The sequence below is a fragment of the Bradyrhizobium sp. JHI2711 genome (assembly GCF_056156565.1).
Genome location: NZ_JBPZPT010000001.1, coordinates 2,345,077 through 2,362,693, shown reverse-complemented (window position 1 = coordinate 2,362,693; position 17,617 = coordinate 2,345,077). Strand labels below are relative to the sequence as shown.

Annotated in this window: 19 protein-coding genes and 1 riboswitch; of the genes, 11 read left to right on the top strand and 8 right to left on the bottom strand. The window is 64.9% G+C overall.

Annotated elements, in window-relative coordinates:
* Positions 1–81: 81 nt before the first annotated feature.
* Positions 82–489: an RT0821/Lpp0805 family surface protein gene (locus ACTEK7_RS11055; RefSeq protein ID WP_036004044.1), complete on the top strand. Its 408-nt coding sequence runs from the start codon at positions 82–84 to the stop codon at positions 487–489.
* 166 nt (positions 490–655) lie between these two features.
* Positions 656–1,618, top strand: a complete 963-nt coding sequence (locus ACTEK7_RS11050; protein WP_057026860.1) for a DnaJ C-terminal domain-containing protein — start codon at positions 656–658, stop codon at positions 1,616–1,618.
* Between the two features lie 400 nt (positions 1,619–2,018).
* Here ACTEK7_RS11050 and ACTEK7_RS11045 read toward each other — a convergent pair whose 3' ends face one another.
* Together ACTEK7_RS11045 and ACTEK7_RS11040 are read right to left on the bottom strand one after the other, a co-directional pair.
* Positions 2,019–2,789, bottom strand: coding sequence for an anti-sigma factor family protein (locus ACTEK7_RS11045; protein ID WP_036004055.1), 771 nt, complete (start codon positions 2,787–2,789; stop codon positions 2,019–2,021).
* Positions 2,790–2,895: 106 nt separating this feature from the next.
* Positions 2,896–3,384: an RNA polymerase sigma factor gene (locus tag ACTEK7_RS11040; RefSeq protein ID WP_036004059.1), complete on the bottom strand. Its 489-nt coding sequence runs from the start codon at positions 3,382–3,384 to the stop codon at positions 2,896–2,898.
* Between the two features lie 172 nt (positions 3,385–3,556).
* Between ACTEK7_RS11040 and fabI the strand changes: the two genes are divergently transcribed.
* The 4 genes from fabI to ACTEK7_RS11020 all read left to right on the top strand — a co-directional run bounded on the left by fabI (position 3,557) and on the right by ACTEK7_RS11020 (position 7,512).
* Positions 3,557–4,372: an enoyl-ACP reductase FabI gene (fabI, locus tag ACTEK7_RS11035; RefSeq protein ID WP_225146194.1), complete on the top strand. Its 816-nt coding sequence runs from the start codon at positions 3,557–3,559 to the stop codon at positions 4,370–4,372.
* Positions 4,373–4,384: 12 nt separating this feature from the next.
* Positions 4,385–4,984, top strand: coding sequence for a histidine phosphatase family protein (locus ACTEK7_RS11030; protein WP_225146193.1), 600 nt, complete (start codon positions 4,385–4,387; stop codon positions 4,982–4,984).
* Between the two features lie 186 nt (positions 4,985–5,170).
* Positions 5,171–6,259 (top strand): chorismate synthase, encoded by a 1,089-nt coding sequence (aroC, locus tag ACTEK7_RS11025; RefSeq protein ID WP_225146192.1) that lies wholly within the window; start codon positions 5,171–5,173, stop codon positions 6,257–6,259.
* Between the two features lie 62 nt (positions 6,260–6,321).
* Positions 6,322–7,512, top strand: coding sequence for an adenylate/guanylate cyclase domain-containing protein (locus ACTEK7_RS11020; RefSeq protein ID WP_225146191.1), 1,191 nt, complete (start codon positions 6,322–6,324; stop codon positions 7,510–7,512).
* 42 nt (positions 7,513–7,554) lie between these two features.
* On the opposite strand, the gene clpS is transcribed toward ACTEK7_RS11020, so the two are convergent.
* The 3 genes from clpS to ACTEK7_RS11005 all read right to left on the bottom strand — a co-directional run bounded on the left by clpS (position 7,555) and on the right by ACTEK7_RS11005 (position 9,637).
* The gene (gene clpS / locus ACTEK7_RS11015; RefSeq protein WP_036004073.1) at positions 7,555–7,860 is read right to left on the bottom strand and encodes an ATP-dependent Clp protease adapter ClpS; all 306 of its coding nucleotides are present in this window, start codon (positions 7,858–7,860) and stop codon (positions 7,555–7,557) included.
* A 141-nt stretch (positions 7,861–8,001) separates the two neighbouring features.
* The gene (gene crcB, locus ACTEK7_RS11010) at positions 8,002–8,385 is read right to left on the bottom strand and encodes a fluoride efflux transporter CrcB (RefSeq protein WP_057026857.1); all 384 of its coding nucleotides are present in this window, start codon (positions 8,383–8,385) and stop codon (positions 8,002–8,004) included.
* Between the two features lie 28 nt (positions 8,386–8,413).
* Positions 8,414–9,637: an MFS transporter gene (locus ACTEK7_RS11005; RefSeq protein WP_225146190.1), complete on the bottom strand. Its 1,224-nt coding sequence runs from the start codon at positions 9,635–9,637 to the stop codon at positions 8,414–8,416.
* Positions 9,638–9,728: 91 nt separating this feature from the next.
* Positions 9,729–9,805: riboswitch (Fluoride riboswitch) on the bottom strand.
* A 253-nt stretch (positions 9,806–10,058) separates the two neighbouring features.
* On the opposite strand from ACTEK7_RS11005, the gene ACTEK7_RS11000 reads away from it, so the two are divergent.
* Entirely contained in the window at positions 10,059–10,922 is an 864-nt protein-coding gene (locus ACTEK7_RS11000) for a DUF1194 domain-containing protein (protein WP_036004084.1), read from the top strand.
* 191 nt (positions 10,923–11,113) lie between these two features.
* On the top strand, positions 11,114–11,749 hold the full coding sequence (locus ACTEK7_RS10995) for a hypothetical protein (protein ID WP_036004087.1): 636 nt from the start codon (positions 11,114–11,116) through the stop codon (positions 11,747–11,749).
* 4 nt (positions 11,750–11,753) lie between these two features.
* Here ACTEK7_RS10995 and ACTEK7_RS10990 read toward each other — a convergent pair whose 3' ends face one another.
* The gene (locus ACTEK7_RS10990) at positions 11,754–12,593 is read right to left on the bottom strand and encodes a nucleotidyltransferase domain-containing protein (RefSeq protein ID WP_225146189.1); all 840 of its coding nucleotides are present in this window, start codon (positions 12,591–12,593) and stop codon (positions 11,754–11,756) included.
* A 111-nt stretch (positions 12,594–12,704) separates the two neighbouring features.
* Between ACTEK7_RS10990 and ACTEK7_RS10985 the strand changes: the two genes are divergently transcribed.
* Entirely contained in the window at positions 12,705–13,304 is a 600-nt protein-coding gene (locus ACTEK7_RS10985; protein WP_225123788.1) for a hypothetical protein, read from the top strand.
* Here the strand turns inward: ACTEK7_RS10985 and ACTEK7_RS10980 are convergent.
* Positions 13,301–14,380 (bottom strand): Acg family FMN-binding oxidoreductase, encoded by a 1,080-nt coding sequence (locus ACTEK7_RS10980; RefSeq protein WP_225146188.1) that lies wholly within the window; start codon positions 14,378–14,380, stop codon positions 13,301–13,303. The two genes, ACTEK7_RS10985 and ACTEK7_RS10980, sit on opposite strands and share 4 nt — an antisense overlap.
* A gap of 84 nt (positions 14,381–14,464) precedes the next feature.
* The gene (locus ACTEK7_RS10975) at positions 14,465–15,487 is read right to left on the bottom strand and encodes a GntR family transcriptional regulator (protein WP_225143588.1); all 1,023 of its coding nucleotides are present in this window, start codon (positions 15,485–15,487) and stop codon (positions 14,465–14,467) included.
* On the opposite strand from ACTEK7_RS10975, the gene ACTEK7_RS10970 reads away from it, so the two are divergent.
* Both ACTEK7_RS10970 and ACTEK7_RS10965 read left to right on the top strand, forming a co-directional pair.
* The gene (locus tag ACTEK7_RS10970; protein ID WP_225146187.1) at positions 15,464–16,399 is read left to right on the top strand and encodes a hydroxymethylglutaryl-CoA lyase; all 936 of its coding nucleotides are present in this window, start codon (positions 15,464–15,466) and stop codon (positions 16,397–16,399) included. The genes ACTEK7_RS10975 and ACTEK7_RS10970 overlap by 24 nt on opposite strands.
* Positions 16,396–17,610 carry a CaiB/BaiF CoA transferase family protein gene (locus tag ACTEK7_RS10965; RefSeq protein WP_225146186.1) on the top strand — a complete coding sequence of 405 codons (1,215 nt, stop codon included), beginning with the start codon at positions 16,396–16,398 and terminating at the stop codon, positions 17,608–17,610. The genes ACTEK7_RS10970 and ACTEK7_RS10965 overlap by 4 nt, the downstream gene beginning before the upstream one ends.
* Positions 17,611–17,617 lie beyond the last annotated feature (7 nt).

Genomic DNA, 17,617 nt, shown 5'->3' with positions numbered 1-17,617 from the left:
AACGCGTTGTTGTCCGCTACCGCCCTATATAGGGCATGGGGACGCGTTGGCCTATCGGCGATCCGGCCGTCCGGCTTCGTCATGACGATGATTCTGATCGGGCTTGGTGCCGGCGGCTGCAGCTTTTCCCGCAACGACGGCAGCGCCTATGCCAAGGCCGAGGACAGCGACCTCACCGGCTCGATCGCGCGGCCGGCGAAGGACGCTCCCCCGACCGAGACCGATCTCGCCTTCACCCGCAACGCCGCCTCTGACGTCCTCAGCAAGGGCGACAAGGATTCCAGCCAGCATTGGGAGAATCCGGAGACAGGGGCGCGCGGCTCGGTGACGCCCATCGCCCAGTCCTATGCCGCCGAGGACGGGCGCAAATGCCGCGACTTCCTGGCGAGCTACGTCAACGGCAATACCGAAAGCTGGCTCCAGGGCGCCGGCTGCCAAAGCGGTCGTGGCCGTTGGGAGATTCATACGCTAAAGCCGTGGCGGAGCTGAGCATGATCCGGAAACGTGGGAACCGGTTTTCCGATCAGACCATGCTCCAAAGATAGAGCTTCAGCTCGCGTTCCTAGTTGCAAAAATGCCACTCTCTTCCCACATCACCCGCAGGTGGGGCGGGGAGCCCTTTGAACAATTCGATTTCTTGAAGGAGACGTGACGAATGCGCGACCCCTATGAGGTCTTGGGGGTGCCGCGGAGCGCCAGCGCTGCCGCGATCAAAAGCGCCTATCGCAAGCTGGCCAAGAAGCACCATCCTGACAGCAACAAGGGTGATCCGAAGGCTGCCGAACGCTTCGCCGAGATCAACTCGGCCAACGAGATCCTCGGCGACGAGGACAAGCGCAAGCAGTTTGACCGGGGCGAGATCGACGCCGAGGGCAAGCCGCGCTTCCAGGGTTTTCCGGGCGGCGGCGGTCCTCGCGGCCGCGCGGGCCCAGGCGGGTTCGAAAGCTATACGTTCCGAAGCGGCGGTGCGGGCGGCCCGGGCGGCGGTGCGTTCGAGGACATCCTCAACAGCATGTTCGGCGGCGGGATGCGCGGCGCACGGCCCGGAGCCGGCGGCGGCGCCCAGTTCGAGTTCGACACTGGCGGCATCGGGCTCGATCTCGACGTCAACGTCGCCATGAGCGTCTCGCTGGAAGAGGCGGTCAAGGGCGGCGAGAAGCGTGTGCGGCTGCCGACTGGCAAGGAGCTCAACGTCAAGATTCCGGCCGGGGTCACCGAGGGCCAGCAAATCAGGCTGCGGGGGCAGGGAGAAAGTGCGCAGGGCCATCCGCCCGGCGATCTCCTGATCACCATCAACATTGCACCGCACCCGTTCTTCAAGGTCGAGGGCGCAGACCTCAGGATCGACCTGCCGGTCACGCTCTACGAGGCGGTGCTCGGCGGCAAGGTCCGCGTGCCGACCCTCGGCAATGCCGTGGAGCTCTCGGTCCCCAAGAACACGTCCAGCGGCCGGACCTTCCGCCTCAAGGGCAAGGGCCTGCCGAAAGCCGGCGGAACTGGGGATCTCTTCGTCATCATCAGGATTATGCTACCGGACGGGAACGACGCCGAGCTTGAAGCATTGATGGAGAAGTGGCGGGACCAACACCCCTACAATCCACGTAGCGGTGTCGGCTAAAGCATGTCCGGAAAAGTGTGGAGCGGTTTTCCGGAAAGATCATGCGCAAACAAAGAGCTAAAGCGCGAGCCATCGCGCTTTAGGGCGAGAGCGAACTGAAGGGGTTCTCCTAAAGGACCACGGCATCGTCCTGGAGATGATGCCCATCATACGCCTGAGGCGTGGTAGCGCTTCATGGTCTCGACGTGTCGGCTGTCCGGCGGGGCAGCCGATAAAAAGGTGCGGCCTCGAGAGGGGGACCAGCGCGGTACCAAAAACCCCAATCGAGGCCGCCCGCGTCGATCGGCGGATCGAACGCCACTCATAATCGCGTGAGCACCCGGTGCGATAATGAGACGTGTCGATGTCCTGATTCCAAATTTTCGATGACGGAATCTGGGCACTGGCCTTGCGCGGTTGTCTAGGTGCCGTTTTTCTCTGCTTGGTCGTAGACGGCCTGCGCCACCTTGGTCAGCCGCTCGCGATCGCTGCTGCCGCTGACGACGTAGCCGACGCCGCGCTCGGACCAGAACAACGCGCCGTCCTTGTCCGTCTTGGCGTAGCGCATTTGCGTTGCACCATTCTCGGTCTTGGCGCTGTAGATGGTGTACCGTTCGCCCGAAGCGCCCTCGTACATCAGGAACGACGCCGGACCGTTCGGTCCCGGCAGAAGCCGGCCGCCGACCAGCTTCAGCCCGCTCGCCTCCAGGTTCGGCGCGAACACGGTCCAGCCGCAGCGCCGGGTCAGCCAGGCCTGCAAGTGATCGCGCTCGTTGCCGCCGACCTCAACGGGGTGGCGGACCTCGACGACATAGAGGCGGTGGGCGTCGAGTGCGTCCGCCGTAAAGCTCCGGAAGGTCGAAGGCGCGTTGGCGGCGCCATGCGCCACCCAGCCGGCGGTGCCGCCGGCGACGAAGGCGACCAGCACGGCCGCGGCGGCGCCATAAAACCATTGCCGCGGGCGGCGCTCCAGCCTCTCGAGCTCGAGCCGTGCGGGCACCCGTTCATGGGCAATCGAATCGTAACGCGCGTGCAGCATCTCGGCCATGGTCCGCCAGGACTGCACCCGCTCGGCGTCCTCGGGGTGGGCGGCAAGAAAGGCCTCGACGTCGGCGCGTCGCTCGGCCGGCAACTCGCCGTCGACATAGGCGTGCAGTTCGTCCTCGGTTACTGGAATCTTGCGGTCGTTCATATCGGTCGTCTCTGGCTCTGCGGCCCAAAATGCCTTCTGCGAGTTAGCTTCGCGCAGCTCACTATCCGGCTGCGGGCGGAGATCGTTCGATGCATCGACCCGGCCATCATTTTACCCGCCTGAGCGCCGTACGCTCGCCCTCCAGTGAGGCTTTGACGTGGGCTCTTGCGCGCGCCAGGCGCGACATCACGGTGCCGATCGGCACGCCCTGGATGTCGGCAACCTCGCGGTAGCTCATGCCTTCCAGCATCACCAGCAGCAGCACCGAACGCTGCTCCTCGACGAGAGTAGCCAGTGCCTTCTCGATGTCGCGTCCTTCGGCCTCGGTCCCGCTGGCATCGGGGTTGTTATCCGTCAGCGGCATGAATTGCGGTCGCCTTGCCAGCGAGCGCCGCCGGTTCTTGTTGAGGTTGGTCAGGATCGTATAGAGCCAGCTCCTGACGTCGCCTCCGAGAAACAGCCGCTCCGAACGCAGCGCGCGTACCAACGTATCCTGGACCAGATCGTCGGCCGCATCCGCATCGCGTGTGAGCGCGCGGGCGTAGCGGCGCAACGCCGGGATCATGGCTTCCACACTCTGGCGAAACGCACTCATTGCGGTCCTGACATCCCTGGCGTTCGGCGCGCGCCTATAGCGATCATAACACCCAAGCGGAACGGCTATTCCGGCACTCGAAACAGCGTTAATGCTGCGGATTAGGGCTGTACCGCAGGGGAGGGCTGGTGTACCTCCAGACCTCAACGAGAGTTCGACGGGACGTGCAAAAATGGCGCAGAATTCGGGTCTGATGCAAGGAAAGCGCGGGGTCATCCTCGGCGTCGCCAACAACCGCTCGATCGCCTGGGGCATCGCCAAGGCATGCCACGCCGCGGGCGCCGAGCTCGCCTTCACCTATCAGGGCGATGCGCTGAAGAAGCGCGTCGAGCCGCTCGCCGCCGAGATCGGCGGCCTCGTGCTTGGCCATTGCGACGTCACCGATGCCGCGACCATCGATGCCGTCTTCGCTGTGCTGAAGGAGAAATGGGGCAAGATCGACTTCCTCGTGCATGCGATCGCCTATGGCGAGCAGCTCGACGGCCGCTACGTCGACACCACGCAGGAGAATTTTTCGAAGTCGATGCTGATCTCCTGCTATTCGTTCACGGCGGTGGCGCAGCGCGCCGAGAAGCTGATGACGGATGGCGGCTCGCTGATCACGCTCTCCTATTACGGCGCCGAGAAGTGGATGCCGCACTACAACGTCATGGGCGTGGCCAAGGCGGCGCTGGAAGCCAGCGTGCGCTATCTCGCCGCCGATCTCGGCGAGAAGAACATTCGCGTCAACGCGATCTCGGCAGGTCCCATCAAGACGCTGGCGGCGTCCGGCATCGGCGACTTCCGCTATATCCTGAAGTGGAACGAGACCAATGCGCCGATGCGGCGCAACGTGTCCACCGAAGACGTCGGCGGCAGCGCGCTGTATTTCCTCTCCGACCTCTCGCGCGGCGTCACCGGCGAGGTGCACCACGTCGATTCCGGCTATCACGTGCTCGGCATGAAGCGGCCGGATGCGCCTGACATCTCGCTGAGTGGCAAGGACTAGCTTTCAGCCGACATGCCGGTGCCCACGATCTACTTCCTTCGCCACGGCGAGACCGAGTGGAACGCGCTCGGCCGGCTCCAGGGCACCAGGGACGTCCCGCTGAACGCGCGCGGCCGGGGTCAGGCGGTGCACGCTGCCGAAGTTCTGGCCGATCTGTTCAAGCGCGACGGCAAGGATAAGGCGGCGCTGCCCTATGTGTCGAGCCCGCTCGGACGGGCGCGCCAGACTATGGAGCTCGCGCGCGGCAAGCTGGATCTGCCGCCTGCCGACTATTCGCTCGACGACCGCCTGCGCGAGATCGGCTACGGCGTCTGGGAGGGGCTGACACTGGCGCAAAGCGAGGCCTCGGATCCGGATGTCTATGCAAGGCGCCTCGCCGACAAATGGACGGTCGCGCCCGCAGATGGGGAGACCTATGCGGCGGTGCAGCTGCGCATGCTCGACTGGTACGAGTCGCTTCTGGTCGATACCGTCGCAGTGGCCCATGGCGGGACCTGCCGCGCCCTGATGGTGGCCTTGGGCCTCGAGACGCCCGCCAGCGCCGCCGAGCTCTATATCGAGCAGGGCGCCGTCTACGTGTTCCGCGACGGGCGGTTGGAGAAGTTTAGTTAGCCCGGAGCGCTGCCTCGCCCCCGCCGTCATGCCCGGGCTTGTCCCGGGCATCCACGGACTTTCGTGCTCGCAGCCACCAAGAACGTGGATGGCCGGGACAAGCCCGGCCATGACGGCTTCGCCGATATTTGACCCCTATTTCAGGGCGAGTTAAGTCAGCATTGACTTACGAACCCGCGAGCAGCGATGTCCTTCAACACTTTCGGCCACATGTTCCGCGTCACAACCTTCGGCGAGAGCCATGGGGTGGCGATCGGCTGCGTGGTTGACGGCTGCCCGCCGATGATCCCGCTCACCGAGGCCGACATCCAGCGCGATCTCGACCGGCGCCGTCCGGGCCAGTCGCGCTTCACCACCCAGCGCCAGGAGCCGGACCAGGTGAAGATCCTGTCCGGCGTGATGGCCCATCCCGAGACCGGCGCTCAGGTGACGACGGGCACGCCAATCGGCCTTCTGATCGAGAACACCGACCAGCGCTCGAAGGATTATTCCGAGATCAAGGACAAGTTTCGCCCCGGTCATGCCGACTTCACCTATGAGGCGAAGTACGGCCTGCGCGACTATCGCGGCGGCGGGCGCTCCTCGGCGCGCGAGACCGCGATGCGCGTTGCCGCCGGCGCCATCGCCCGGAAAGTGCTCCCCGATATCAAGGTGCGAGGCGCCCTGGTGCAGATCGGCCCGCACAAGATCGATCGCGACAAGTGGGACTGGGACGAGGTCGCCAAGAATCCGTTCTTCTGTCCCGACAAGGACAAGGCCGCGTTCTTCGAGACCTATCTCGACGGCATCCGCAAAAGCGGCTCCTCGATCGGTGCCGTGATCGAGGTCGTCGCCGAGGGCGTGCCGGCAGGTCTCGGCGCGCCGATCTACGCCAAGCTCGATTCCGATCTGGCGGGTGCGATGATGACCATCAACGCGGTGAAGGGCGTCGAGATCGGCGCCGGTTTTGGTGCGGCGGAACTGACGGGCGAACAGAACGCCGACGAGATGCGCTCCGGCAATGACGGCACGCGCTTCCTCTCCAACCACGCCGGCGGCGTGCTGGGCGGTATCTCCACCGGGCAGCCCGTGGTGGTACGTTTCGCGGTGAAGCCGACCTCGTCGATCCTGCAGCCGCGTCTCACCGTCGATCGGCAAGGCACCGAGACCGAGATCTTCACCAAGGGCCGCCACGATCCCTGCGTCGGCATCCGTGCCGTCCCCGTCGGCGAGGCCATGATGGCCTGCGTGCTGGCCGATCACTTCCTGCGCGATCGCGGACAAGTCGGGCGTTGAACTCGCGGTACTAGTCCACCGTGCGGCTTGACGGCCCCGCAACTTCGTCCGCAAATGCGGCCATGAACAGCTCCGAGCTTCAGCGCATCACCAACTGGCTGATCGACGGCACTTGGGCGGCTCAGGAGTCGGCCGTAGGGATTGCCGATTTCTGCGAACGTCTGGTCGCGGCCGGCCTGCCGCTGTGGCGGTTCGGCATCTTCATCCGCACGCTGCATCCCGAAGTCTTCGGCCGCAACTTCATCTGGCGGCAGGGCGAGGGAGTAGAAATCGGTGCCGTCGATTTCGAGATCCTGGACACGCCCCAATTCGCCCACAGCCCGCTTCGCGTGGTTTTCGAGCAGGGCATCGAGGTCAGGGGCCGCGCAGGCGACCCCGACAGCAAGCGATTTCCGTTCCTCGAGGACATGCACGCCGAAGGCGCGACCGATTATATCGCGGTGCCGGTGCCTTTTCTCGACGGCTCCATTCACGCGACGAGCTGGATCACGCGGCAGCCCGGCGGCTTCAGCGACGACGACATCGCAGCCATCCGAGCTCTCATAGCGCCTCTCGCACGCATCAGCGAGATCATCACTATGCGCCGCACCGCCGAGATGCTGCTCGACACCTATGTCGGTAATCGCGCCGGCGCGCGCATCCTCGGCGGCCAGATCCGCCGCGGTCACAACGACACCATGCAGGCGGCGATCTGGCTGTCGGACCTGCGCGGCTTCACCGCGCTGTCGGACCGGCTGCCGCCCGAGACGGTTGTCCAGATCCTCAATCATTATTTCGACTGCCAAGTCACGGCGATCCGAGACCATGGCGGCGAGGTGCTGAAGTTCATGGGCGACGGCCTGCTCGCCGTGTTCCCGATCGACGAATATGTCGGCGATGCCGCTCATGTCTGCGCGCAGGTGCTGGAGGCGGCGCGCGACTCGCGCGCCAGCGTCGAGGCGCTCGCCTTTCCGGTGGGCGAGGCCGTCGAGCGCTTCCGCTTCGGCGTCGCGCTGCATGTCGGAAACATCCTTTACGGCAATATCGGCGGCGGCAACCGTCTCGACTTTACCTGCATCGGCCCGGCGGTCAATCTCGCGGCAAGGCTGGAGAAGATCACGGGGCGCCTGGGGCGGACCGTCGTCGCCTCGGAAGGTTTTGCCAATGTCTGCCGCCATGATTGGCACCAGCTCGGCGAGTTTCCGATCGCAGGATTTTCCAAGGCGCAGCGCGTCTACGGGCTGGCGGAGGAGACGACGGTGGTGATGGCGTGATGTGCACTGAGCTGAAGGACATTCATCGTCGCAGGATGAAGCCTATTCCTCCGGCTCCGTCGTGAACAATAGCGGATAGCCCTTGGCGCGGCCGGCGTCGGTGGCTCGCGTTGCCTTGGTTTCGGCGACGTCCTTGGTGAATACGGCCACCACGCAGGCGCCCAGCTTGTGCGCGGTGATCATCACCTTGTAGGCCTGATCCTCGGTCATGCGGAATTCGGCCTTCAGCACCATGGTGACGAATTCACGCGGCGTGTAGTCGTCGTTGATCAGGATGACCTTGTGGAGCTTCGGCCGCTCGACCTTGGTCCTGGTCCTGGTTTTCGGTTTGGTGACGGTGTCGTTCATCGTGTCCCGAAACGCCCTGGCTCGAATGAGCCACCAGCCAACACATCATACCGCAGAAGCGGGGAGCGCTCCAAGATATGCGGCCGCTCGCCACTATGCCGTCGCGGCTGGGCAGGAATGCACGACTTGCGCCTGCGCGAGTTACGGAAGTGCGCGAACGAGCTGTAATGCGGCGATCAGAGCGCCCACCGACAGCACGACCGACGCAATCATGTAGGCGGCAGATGCCCATGTCTGGCCGCGCTCGATCAGATACCAGGCATCCAGCGAGAACGTCGAGAACGTCGTGTACCCGCCACAAATTCCGACCGTCAGAAACATCCGCGCGGCCTGCGGCAGGTTCCATTTGGTCGCGAACAGCGCGGTGAAAATGCCGATCAGGAACGATCCGGTGACGTTGACGATCAGCGTGCCCCACGGAAAATCCGTACCGAACGCGCGGCCCGACCCGATCGCAACGAGATAGCGTATGACCGCGCCGAGCGCTCCGCCGCCGGCAACGGCGAGGATGTATTGAATGTTCAATGTCTCGTTCCCCACTTCGCCATTTGCTTCACTTGCCCTCGGTGGCCAGACCTTTGCCGACGGCGAGCAGCCCCACCAGCGAAACCAGCGCGAATCCAAGCCCGGCAAGAAACGTTCCCGCCGGTCCATAGGCGTCCCACAGCGCACCTGCGATCACGCTCGCGGCCAGCAAGGCAAGGCCGGTGAACAGGTTGAAATAGCCGAAGGCGGTGCCGCGCAGGCTTGGCGGGGCGGCATCCGCGACCATGGCCGAGAGCAGGCCCTGCGTCAGTCCCATATGAAGTCCCCACAGCACGACGCCGAGCGCGAGGCCCGCAAGGCTCGGGAGCAGCGCCAGCACGAGGTCGGCCGCGGCGAGGAAGACCAGGCCGAGCGCGAGAAGGCCGGTCCGGTTGATCCGGTCCGACAGCACGCCGGCCGGATAGGCCGACAGCGCGTACGCGACGTTCATCAGCACCAGCACCGCCGGCACCCACATCACGTCAAGTCCGATGTTCTGTGCGCGCAGGATCAGGAAGGCCTCGCTGAAACGCGCCAGCGTGAAGACGATACCGACTGCGACGACGCGCCAGTACACCGCGCCGAGCTGGCGCATCGCGGCCAGATTGAGCGGATTCCTGGCGCGCTCGCGCCTCGGATCGGGCTCCGGCTCCTTCACCGCGAACGCGATCAGCCCGAAGGACAGGAAGGCCGGCAGCACCGCGACCCAGAACACGAGGGTAAAATTGTCGGCCGTCCACCACATCAGGCCGATGGCCACGAGCGGCCCGACGAAGGCGCCGATCGTGTCGAGCGATTGCCGCAGGCCGAAACTCGCGCCGCGCAGGCCGACCGGGGCGATATCGGCGATCAGCGCATCGCGCGGCGCGCCGCGAATGCCCTTGCCGACGCGATCGATGAAGCGCGCCGCCACCAGCCATCCGACGCTGGGCGCGAGCGGGAACAGCGGCTTGGTGAAGGCGGCCAGCCCATAGCCGAGCGCGGCGAGCAGCTTGCGGCGGCCGAGCCAGTCCGACAGCGCACCGGAGAAGATCTTGGTGATCGAGGCGGTCGCCTCGGCAATGCCCTCGATGAAGCCGACGGTGAGGGTGGAGGCGCCGAGCACGGTGACGAGATAGACCGGCAGCAGCGCGTGGATCATCTCGGAGGAGATGTCCATGAACATCGAGACAAAGCCGAGCACCCAGATCCCTCTGGGCAGCGTGGTACGTACGGCATTCGGTGTCGTCACGTCTTCGTCGTCCCCTCGCATTCGCCTGCCGGCCGCCAGCAGGCAACAAAAAACCCGCCATCGGCGGGTACGTCCATGCTCCCGCCAAAGGCAGAGGCCCAAGATTGCCTCTCCTCGAGCAGGAGTCATCAGCCCATGAGGTCATCGATCGCCGGGCGGTTGTCGGGGGACTCCATCCCCATCTGCGACCAACCTAGCATGGAAATCGTGCCGGACAAGTGGGCGGGGTCGCGTGCCTCCGCCGGCAGCTGGATTCCGGGCCCCCGCTTCGCGAGTCCCGGAACGACGGCTCTTGAGATCGCCCCTGTTCCCGACGCGGCAACATGGCGGCAGACTTGCGTAACGTGTGAATTCCTAACTCGAATGTGAAGCACAAGCGATCTTCGGCCTTTGCGGCAAGCCGATTGCATGTCACCATCGCGTCATACGACGGGAGACTGCGATGCGTTTGCTGTTCTCGATCGGGGCTGTGCTGGTGGCCGGCATGTTCGCCGGAGGGGACGTCGCGGGCATCGCGGCACCAGGACCCAAATTCGAATCGCCCAGAACTCAACCGCAGCGGCTTGCGGCCGACAAGGACGCGCAGAGCGTCGATGTCGAGCTGATCCTCGCGGTCGACGTGTCCTACTCGATGGACATGGACGAGCTCGCGATCCAGCGCGAGGGCTATGCACAGGCGATCCAGTCGAAGGAGTTCCTGCAGGCGCTGAAGCTCGGCCCGAACGGCCGCATCGCAGTGACCTATTTCGAGTGGGCCGCCTCCAGCGACCAGAAGATCATCATTCCCTGGCGGCTGATCGATGGTCCGGAGACGGCGGACGCGGTTGCCGCCGAGATCATGAAGACGCCGATCCGGCGCGCTTCGCGCACCTCGATTTCAGGCGCGATCAACTTCGCGATGCCGCTGTTCGACGAGGATCCCTATCGCGGCCTGCGCCGCGTCATCGACATTTCCGGCGACGGTCCGAACAACAATGGCGGCCCGGTCACGATGGCGCGTGACGCCGCGCTGGAGAAAGGCATCGTCATCAACGGCCTGCCGATCATGGTCAAGGAGCCGTCCTATTCGACCATGGATATCGACAATCTCGATCTTTATTACGAGGACTGCGTCATCGGAGGGCCGGGGTCCTTCGTCATCACGATCAAGGAGCGCGACAAGTTCAAGGAAGCGATCCGCACCAAGCTGCTGATGGAAATCGCCGGCCGCACCCCGGAGCGGCCCGTGATGCCGGTTGCCGACAAGGAGCCGCGCGTCAATTGCCTCATCGGCGAGAAGATCTGGTCCGATCGCTGGGGGCGGTGAGGGGGCGGTTTTTTCCGGTGGCATCACGCCAGTTCCGGCTGAGATCTTTTGCCCGCCCGGCCGACGCGCGCGCTTAACGGCTCGTTAACGGGTGCGTGGCCCTAATCGCATCGTTACTGTTCGTTCCCGCCGGCATCCTGACCTGCCCAAGCCAGCGAAAGCGGGTTTGTGAGGCCCGTCCGAGCAATCCAATGGCCATCGTCACATCGAGCACCAGCCAGATTTCGCCCGCCAACGAGCGGCTGTATCGCCAGAGCGCTCTGCTCGGTGACTGGAAGGGCAATTGGGTGGGCAACAACCAGCCCGTCGGTTTCAAGGTCGTCAACATCCGCGGGGCCCGGGCGCAAGTCGAGTACACCCACAACGGACGCACCGAGCGCGGCTTTGGCGAGGTTCAGGGCACGCTCATCACCTTCGGCGGCGTCACGGTCGGCACCAAGGACGGCAAGAACATGGTGATGCTGTTCTCGTTCGGGGGCGTCGGCAAGCAGACTGCAAATCTGCAAAAGCAGGACCCGCCCGCGTCCGACAGCCGCCTGATGGGAAGCTGGGGCGGCTATTCCAGCGAGAACGGCAAGAGCGCGAGCTTCAAGGTGCTGTCCGTCAATGGCAAGGAGGCCGAGGTCAGCGTCACCACCGACGGCGTCACCCGCAAGGGCACCGGCTTCGTCTACAAGAACGTCATCATGTTCGGACAGACGCAGATCGCAAGCGACGACGGGCAGAACGGCAAGATCATCTACCAGGTCGGCACCAAATCCTTCATGGTGCCGGTGACGAAATATCCGCCGGCGGATTCGTCGTCTTCGGTCGACAAGACCGCATAACCCTTTACGGCGCTGTTCCGCCGGGGTGAGCCAGCGCCTTCAATTCTCGGTCGACCTGCCGCAGCATTGCGCAGGCCTGCGCGAAACCGCCATGAGCGACAAGTCGCCAGATTTCGTCGGCCTGCTCCACCAGGTGTGGAATCGTCAGCGGCGGGCCGGCTGCCTCCTGCAGCGCCCCCTTCTCGTTGATCAGATAGCGCTCGTTCAGTGCGAACAGTACCTGCGCGACGCAGGCGAGCGATCTGTAGAGGCAGCCCGCGACATGGGTCCGCTCGTTGCGTGCGGCCGCGAGCTCGGCATTTTCGATACTGAACAGGACTTCCCATTGGAAGCGCCGGATCAGGGCGCTGCGCAGTGGCTCCGGATAGGGAAGCGCGATCGACTTGAGCCGGGCAATCAGGCCGGTCGGATCGTGCAGCGGCTGACAATATGCGATCTCGCCCATCCAGATCGCCGAGCAGAAGCCATGCGGATGGCCGGGCTGGTAGTCCATGGTGACCGCGCCGGCGCCGCAGGATTCCATGACGGCCTCGACCGCGTCGGCGTCGCGGTAGAGCAGGTCGACCTTGCGGCCTTCCACCGAAAGCCAGGCGCCACCGACGATCCTGGGCCCCCATTCTCCGACGGGCGTCACCGTCGTGGCGGCGGGATCGTCCGCGATCGTCTTCGCGGCGGCCAGCAACCGTCCGGTGTCCAGCGCTGACTTGAAATAGAGTCCGATATCGTAGTCCGAGGCCGCGTGCGCGCGGCCCCGCGCGCGAGAGCCGCCGAGCACAACAGCTTGAACGCCAGGTACATCGGCAACAACGGATGCTAGGCGGGTGAGCAGCGGATCGTCCGGCATCAGGTGCGGTTCCCCGAAAGACTTGCGGCCGCGAGGGCCGGCGCGGTCGCTCCGCTGGCATTGAGGATGGTCGAGGAGTATAGTTTTGCAGTGTTTCAGACGGTAGCCAGAATGTTCGACCTTGCACGCTCATGCGCTCTTGCAGCTCTCGCCGTGTTCTGCCTCGACGGAGCGCCGGTTCACGCGCAAGTGGCGCCGCTGCGATATTGGATTCCCGGGGGGCCTTTCGGCCTTGGCGGCGCTGCCGGCCTGAGCTCCGACAGCTATGGCAACTTTGCGGGCTTCAACGCCGGAGAGGCCGATTGGCGTACGAGCTCTGCGAACGGCTTCTTCATCGGTCGCGAACGCGGCAATCTCGGATTGAGCGGCTTCAACCAGGCGGGCTCGCTCGGCAATTTCAGCGCGCTTTCTTATGACAGCACGCAATTCGGCTATCAGATGAAGACCGGCGGCGGCATGCCCGTCACCTTTTTCGCCGGCTTCGACACGCTGAAATACGGCAACGGCATCGGCAGCTCGCTGGCGCCGCTCACCTCCACCGCCGCGCCCGGCTATGGCGGGTTTGCGGGTGTCGAATTCAAGCCGACCTCAAATCTCAGCCTGTCGTTCGGCGTCGGCTACACCCAGCAGGATTCGGGCCGCATGGACAGCGATATCAGATCGAACATGCTGCCCGGCGAATCGCCGGCGCTGAGCGGCCTGCGACGCTAAGATCGCATCACCAGCTCCGGTGGACGCCGCAGCGATTTCGGCAGGCTTGGGCCGGTGCCGAAGCGCATCACGATGTCGGGGCGTCGTTCGCCGAGGCCGAGCCGGGTCGCGAATTGCTGCCTCAGTGCTGCGACCTCGACCGGCTGGTTGACGAAGGAATATTTCAGTCCCAGTGCGGTCGCCTGCAAGCCGAAGCGCTGGCAGGCGCGGCCGACCGCGATCCAGTGCGAGGTGTCGCTGCGATCGGCAGCAAGCACGACGACACCGGCCGAGCTGTCGAGCTGCTCGCGGTATTTCTTGTTTTCTCCGCTTTCGGTGAAGAACAGCTTCAGAAGCGGCCGGGCTATCCAGGACGGCAGCGCAGGATTTCCCGATGCGGGCGCGAACAACCCGTCCATGGTCGCGACCGCCTCTGCCTCGTTGAAGCGGATCCAGTCGACGAGCTCGCGCATGAAGGCCTTGTCGCGCATCTGCGCCGAATTGCCTTCGAGCACATAGTCGGCGACCTCAGCCATTCCGGCACGCTCGGTGATCAGGATCGCAGCGACGCCGGGTTGCCGGCAGGCGTTCTCGAGCTGGCGCAGGATCTCGGGCGCGGCAGGCTTGCCGGCGAAGGCCGCGCGGGTGCATTGCCTGACGGGAATTGCATCGGCCAGGGCCGATGCGGCAGGAGCGGCCTCGTCGAGCGTGATCACGATGCGATCGCCGTCGACGACCGGATCGGCGCGCCAGCCCAGCGTGGCCGCGGCGAGGATGAGGTTTTCGGCGGCACAGCCGAGACTGACGAAGAGATGATGATCGCCGGGATCGACGGCCGGACAGCGCCGCGCGACGTCAGGCGCAATCGTGATGACATTGCCGCGGACGGCGAAGATCCACGGCTGGGTGTTGTGGCTGTTGGCCGCAAGCGTCGCAAACCGGACGAGCTCGCGATCCCTGGGCGCTGCTCGCAGCGGAGCCCGTGACGCGTTGATGGCCTCGTCATAGGTCATCGCCGCCAGCGCGGCGGAAGGGCTGCCGATCGCTGCCGCAGAAAGCCCGAGCGCGGTCGTGATGAATTGTCGCCGGTTGGCCACGGACTTCCGCTCCACACCCCATGATGAGGCATTCTTAGCGCCAGGCGGCGCCGAGAAGATTGACCGGAATCAAGGTCGGCAGGATCACGATACGCCGGCGACCAGCGGACGCTGCAGGTGCCGGGCCATCAGGTCGGCGGCTTCGCTGTAGCGCCGCGCTTCCAGAACGTCGAGCAGGCGCAGATGCTCGCGCACGTGCCGCCTCATGCCGTCACGATCGGCGAAGCTGCGATAGGCGAACAGGCGCCTGATCGAGTTCACGCGCTTGAGCGCTTCGAGGAAGAATGGATTGCCTGTTCCGCGGATGATCTCCTCGTGGAATTCGCAGCCGGAGTGAAAGATCTCGCCAATCGTCATCTTCTCGATTTCGCCGTCGAAGACCCGCTGTTGGCGCTCGCGCAGGCGTGTGATCACCTCCTGGGGCAGCGCAAAGCCGGGCTGTGCGATCGCCGCCGGCTCGATCACTGCGCGAAACGCCTTGGCCTGCGCCTGCGCTTCGGGGCTCGAGACCGTCTCCGCGAAACGCCAGCCATAGCCGGGCAGGCGTGCGATCCAGCCCTCGGCGGCGATACGGTCCAGCAGCCGCTGCAACTCCGCGCGGCTCAGATCATAGCGGCGCAAGAGCTCCGCCTCCGTGACGTCGGCTGGGAGTCGGCTCGCGAGCACGTCCCCTGCGATGGCCGTATAAACCTGCTCGCCGCGCCTGACGGCCGCGAGCGCCGGTTGGGCGGCGCCGCTGGTCGGATTCTTCGCCAGCACGAAGCCGCGATGCGGCTCGCCGCGCGCCAGCCCCGCCGCTTCCAGGGCCTTCAGGCCGAGCCGGATCGGCGCGCGTGAAAGATCCAGCGCATCCGCAAGCCTTTGTTCGACCAAGCGGTCTCCGGCCTTCATGCCTTCGCGGCGGGCTAGCGCCATGATCAGGCCGGCGAGCTGCTCGGCCCGCTCGGAACCGTTCTTGTCGCTGCGCGGTCGGGAACTGTCGGTGGCGCTCATTGCAGTGCACGCAAGTTTTAGGGCTTGACAGACTGTCTCATGGATTGTTCTTTTATGCAACAATATACAATCGTCCCCAGGGAGACCCACATGGCCCGCGAGCCCGATGTCCACATTTGCGAGGTCGCGCCCCGCGATGGTCTTCAGAACCTGGACATCTTCGTTCCGACCGAGGCCAAATGCGCGTTGATCGACATGATCGCCGCCGCGGGCATACGCGAGATCGATGCCGGGTCGTTCGTCCCGCCGAAGGTCGTGCCGCAATTCGCCGACGTTGATGCGGTGATGGCGCATGCGCTCATGCACAAATCCACTATCATCGGCGCGCTGGTGCCGAACCCGAAGGGCGCCGAGCGCGCCATCGGCGCGGGCGTCGACGCCGTCTATTTCGTCATCTCGGCCAGCGAGACGCACAACCGCGCAAACGTGCGCCGCTCGGTCGACGAGCAGGTCGAGGGGTTTCGCGCAGTCCGCGCTGCGATCGACGCCCGGCCGTTGGGGCAGCGGCCGCGATTGATGGGGGCGATCTCCACCTCCTTCGGCTGCTCGCTGGAAGGGGAGGTGAGCGAAGCGGCGGTGTGCCGGGTTGCGCGCGCTTTTGCCGAAGCGCGTGCCGACGAGATCGGGCTTGCCGATACCGTCGGTTATGCGACGCCGAAATCGATCCGGCAGATCGTCGGGGCGGTGCAGCGCGAGCTCGGGTCGCAAATGACGCTGCGGCTGCATCTGCACGATACGCTCGGCGCCGGCCTGGCCAATGCCGTCGCCGGCCTTGAAGCGGGCATCCGCCGTTTCGATGCCGCCGTATCCGGCCTCGGCGGATGTCCCTTCGCTCCGGGCGCACGCGGTAACATCGTCACCGAGGATCTGGTGTTCATGCTGGAGCGCATGGGGCTCTCCACCGGCATCGACCTCGACCGCCTGATGCAGACCCGCGAGATTCTCGCCCGCCACATCCCCGCAGACCATCTGACCGGGCATCTGCACGAGGCCGGAATTCCCAAGCTCCTGCGGAGCGCGGCATGACCATGGCTGTGCGTGAGACGGGATCTGAGCTTCGTCCGTTGGCGGGCCTTCGGGTCATCGAGTTCAGCCAGATGGTGATGGGGCCGAGCTGCGGCTTGATCCTGGCCGATCTCGGTGCCGACGTGATCAAGGTCGAGCCGCCCAAGGGTGACCGTACCCGCGCCTTCAAGGGACCTGCCGCCGGCTTCTTTGCGACCTACAGCCGCAACAAGCGCAGCATCGCTCTGGACACGTCGACAGCGCAGGGCCAGCACATCGCACGCAGACTGCTCGAGCACAGCGACGTGCTGATCGAGAACTTCCGGCCGGGCCTGTTGAAGCGGATTGGTCTCGACTACGAGAGCGTCGCGGCTTTCGCGCCGCGCCTGATCTATTGCTCGCTCAAGGGCTATCTGCCTGGTCCTTACGAGAACCGCCTGGCGCTCGACGAAGTCGTGCAGATGATGGGCGGCCTCGCCTACATGACCGGTTTGCCCGACAGGCCGATGCGCGCCGGCGCCTCGGTCAATGACGTCATGGGCGGCATGTTCGGTGTGATCGCGATCCAGGCCGCGCTCGCCGAGCGGCAGCGTACCGGCCGGGGCCGCTACATCCAGAGTGCGCTGTATGAGAACAACGTGTTCCTGATGGCCCAGGCGATGATGTGCGAGGTGGTCAGCGGGCAGCCATCGATCCCCTATTCGATCAAGGACAGCCCGTGGCCCGTCTACGACCTCTTCGACACCAGGGATGGCTCAAAACTGTTCGTCACCATCGTCGGTGAAGAGCAATGGGAAGCGTTCTGTCGCGCCTTCGATCGCGAAGCCTGGCTCTCCGATCCACGCTTTGCGACCAGCAATGGCCGGGTCGATCATCGCGGCTGGTTGATCCCGGAAATCGCGAATATCTTCAAGCAATGGGACAAGGCCGATCTCGCCGCGCGGCTCGAGCAGCTCGATCTGCCCTACGCACCGGTGAACAAGCCCGGCGATCTCTTCGATGATCCGCATCTCAACCAATCCGGCGGCCTGACCGACATCCGTTTGCCTGACGGTAATGAGGTCAAGACACCGCTGTTGCCGATTGCCATGGACGGAAAGCGGCTGTCCAACCGCTACGATCCACCCGGTATCGGCGAGCACAGCGGCGAGATCCTGCGCGAGATCGGGATGTCGCCGGATGAGATCGAACAGCTGCGACAAGCAGGGACAATCAAGGTCCCGCCGTCCTGACGGACCG

Bases quoted from the DNA above. Each gene is read 5' to 3' on its own strand.
- ACTEK7_RS11055 (WP_036004044.1), top strand. From the start codon at position 82: ATGACGATGATTCTGATCGGGCTTGGTGCCGGCGGCTGCAGCTTTTCC.
- ACTEK7_RS11050 (WP_057026860.1), top strand. From the start codon at position 656: ATGCGCGACCCCTATGAGGTCTTGGGGGTGCCGCGGAGCGCCAGCGCT.
- ACTEK7_RS11045 (WP_036004055.1), bottom strand. From the start codon at position 2,789: ATGAACGACCGCAAGATTCCAGTAACCGAGGACGAACTGCACGCCTAT.
- ACTEK7_RS11040 (WP_036004059.1), bottom strand. From the start codon at position 3,384: ATGAGTGCGTTTCGCCAGAGTGTGGAAGCCATGATCCCGGCGTTGCGC.
- fabI (WP_225146194.1), top strand. From the start codon at position 3,557: ATGGCGCAGAATTCGGGTCTGATGCAAGGAAAGCGCGGGGTCATCCTC.
- ACTEK7_RS11030 (WP_225146193.1), top strand. From the start codon at position 4,385: ATGCCGGTGCCCACGATCTACTTCCTTCGCCACGGCGAGACCGAGTGG.
- aroC (WP_225146192.1), top strand. From the start codon at position 5,171: ATGTCCTTCAACACTTTCGGCCACATGTTCCGCGTCACAACCTTCGGC.
- ACTEK7_RS11020 (WP_225146191.1), top strand. From the start codon at position 6,322: ATGAACAGCTCCGAGCTTCAGCGCATCACCAACTGGCTGATCGACGGC.
- clpS (WP_036004073.1), bottom strand. From the start codon at position 7,860: ATGAACGACACCGTCACCAAACCGAAAACCAGGACCAGGACCAAGGTC.
- ACTEK7_RS11005 (WP_225146190.1), bottom strand. From the start codon at position 9,637: ATGCGAGGGGACGACGAAGACGTGACGACACCGAATGCCGTACGTACC.
- ACTEK7_RS11000 (WP_036004084.1), top strand. From the start codon at position 10,059: ATGCGTTTGCTGTTCTCGATCGGGGCTGTGCTGGTGGCCGGCATGTTC.
- ACTEK7_RS10995 (WP_036004087.1), top strand. From the start codon at position 11,114: ATGGCCATCGTCACATCGAGCACCAGCCAGATTTCGCCCGCCAACGAG.
- ACTEK7_RS10990 (WP_225146189.1), bottom strand. From the start codon at position 12,593: ATGCCGGACGATCCGCTGCTCACCCGCCTAGCATCCGTTGTTGCCGAT.
- ACTEK7_RS10985 (WP_225123788.1), top strand. From the start codon at position 12,705: ATGTTCGACCTTGCACGCTCATGCGCTCTTGCAGCTCTCGCCGTGTTC.
- ACTEK7_RS10970 (WP_225146187.1), top strand. From the start codon at position 15,464: ATGGCCCGCGAGCCCGATGTCCACATTTGCGAGGTCGCGCCCCGCGAT.
- ACTEK7_RS10965 (WP_225146186.1), top strand. From the start codon at position 16,396: ATGACCATGGCTGTGCGTGAGACGGGATCTGAGCTTCGTCCGTTGGCG.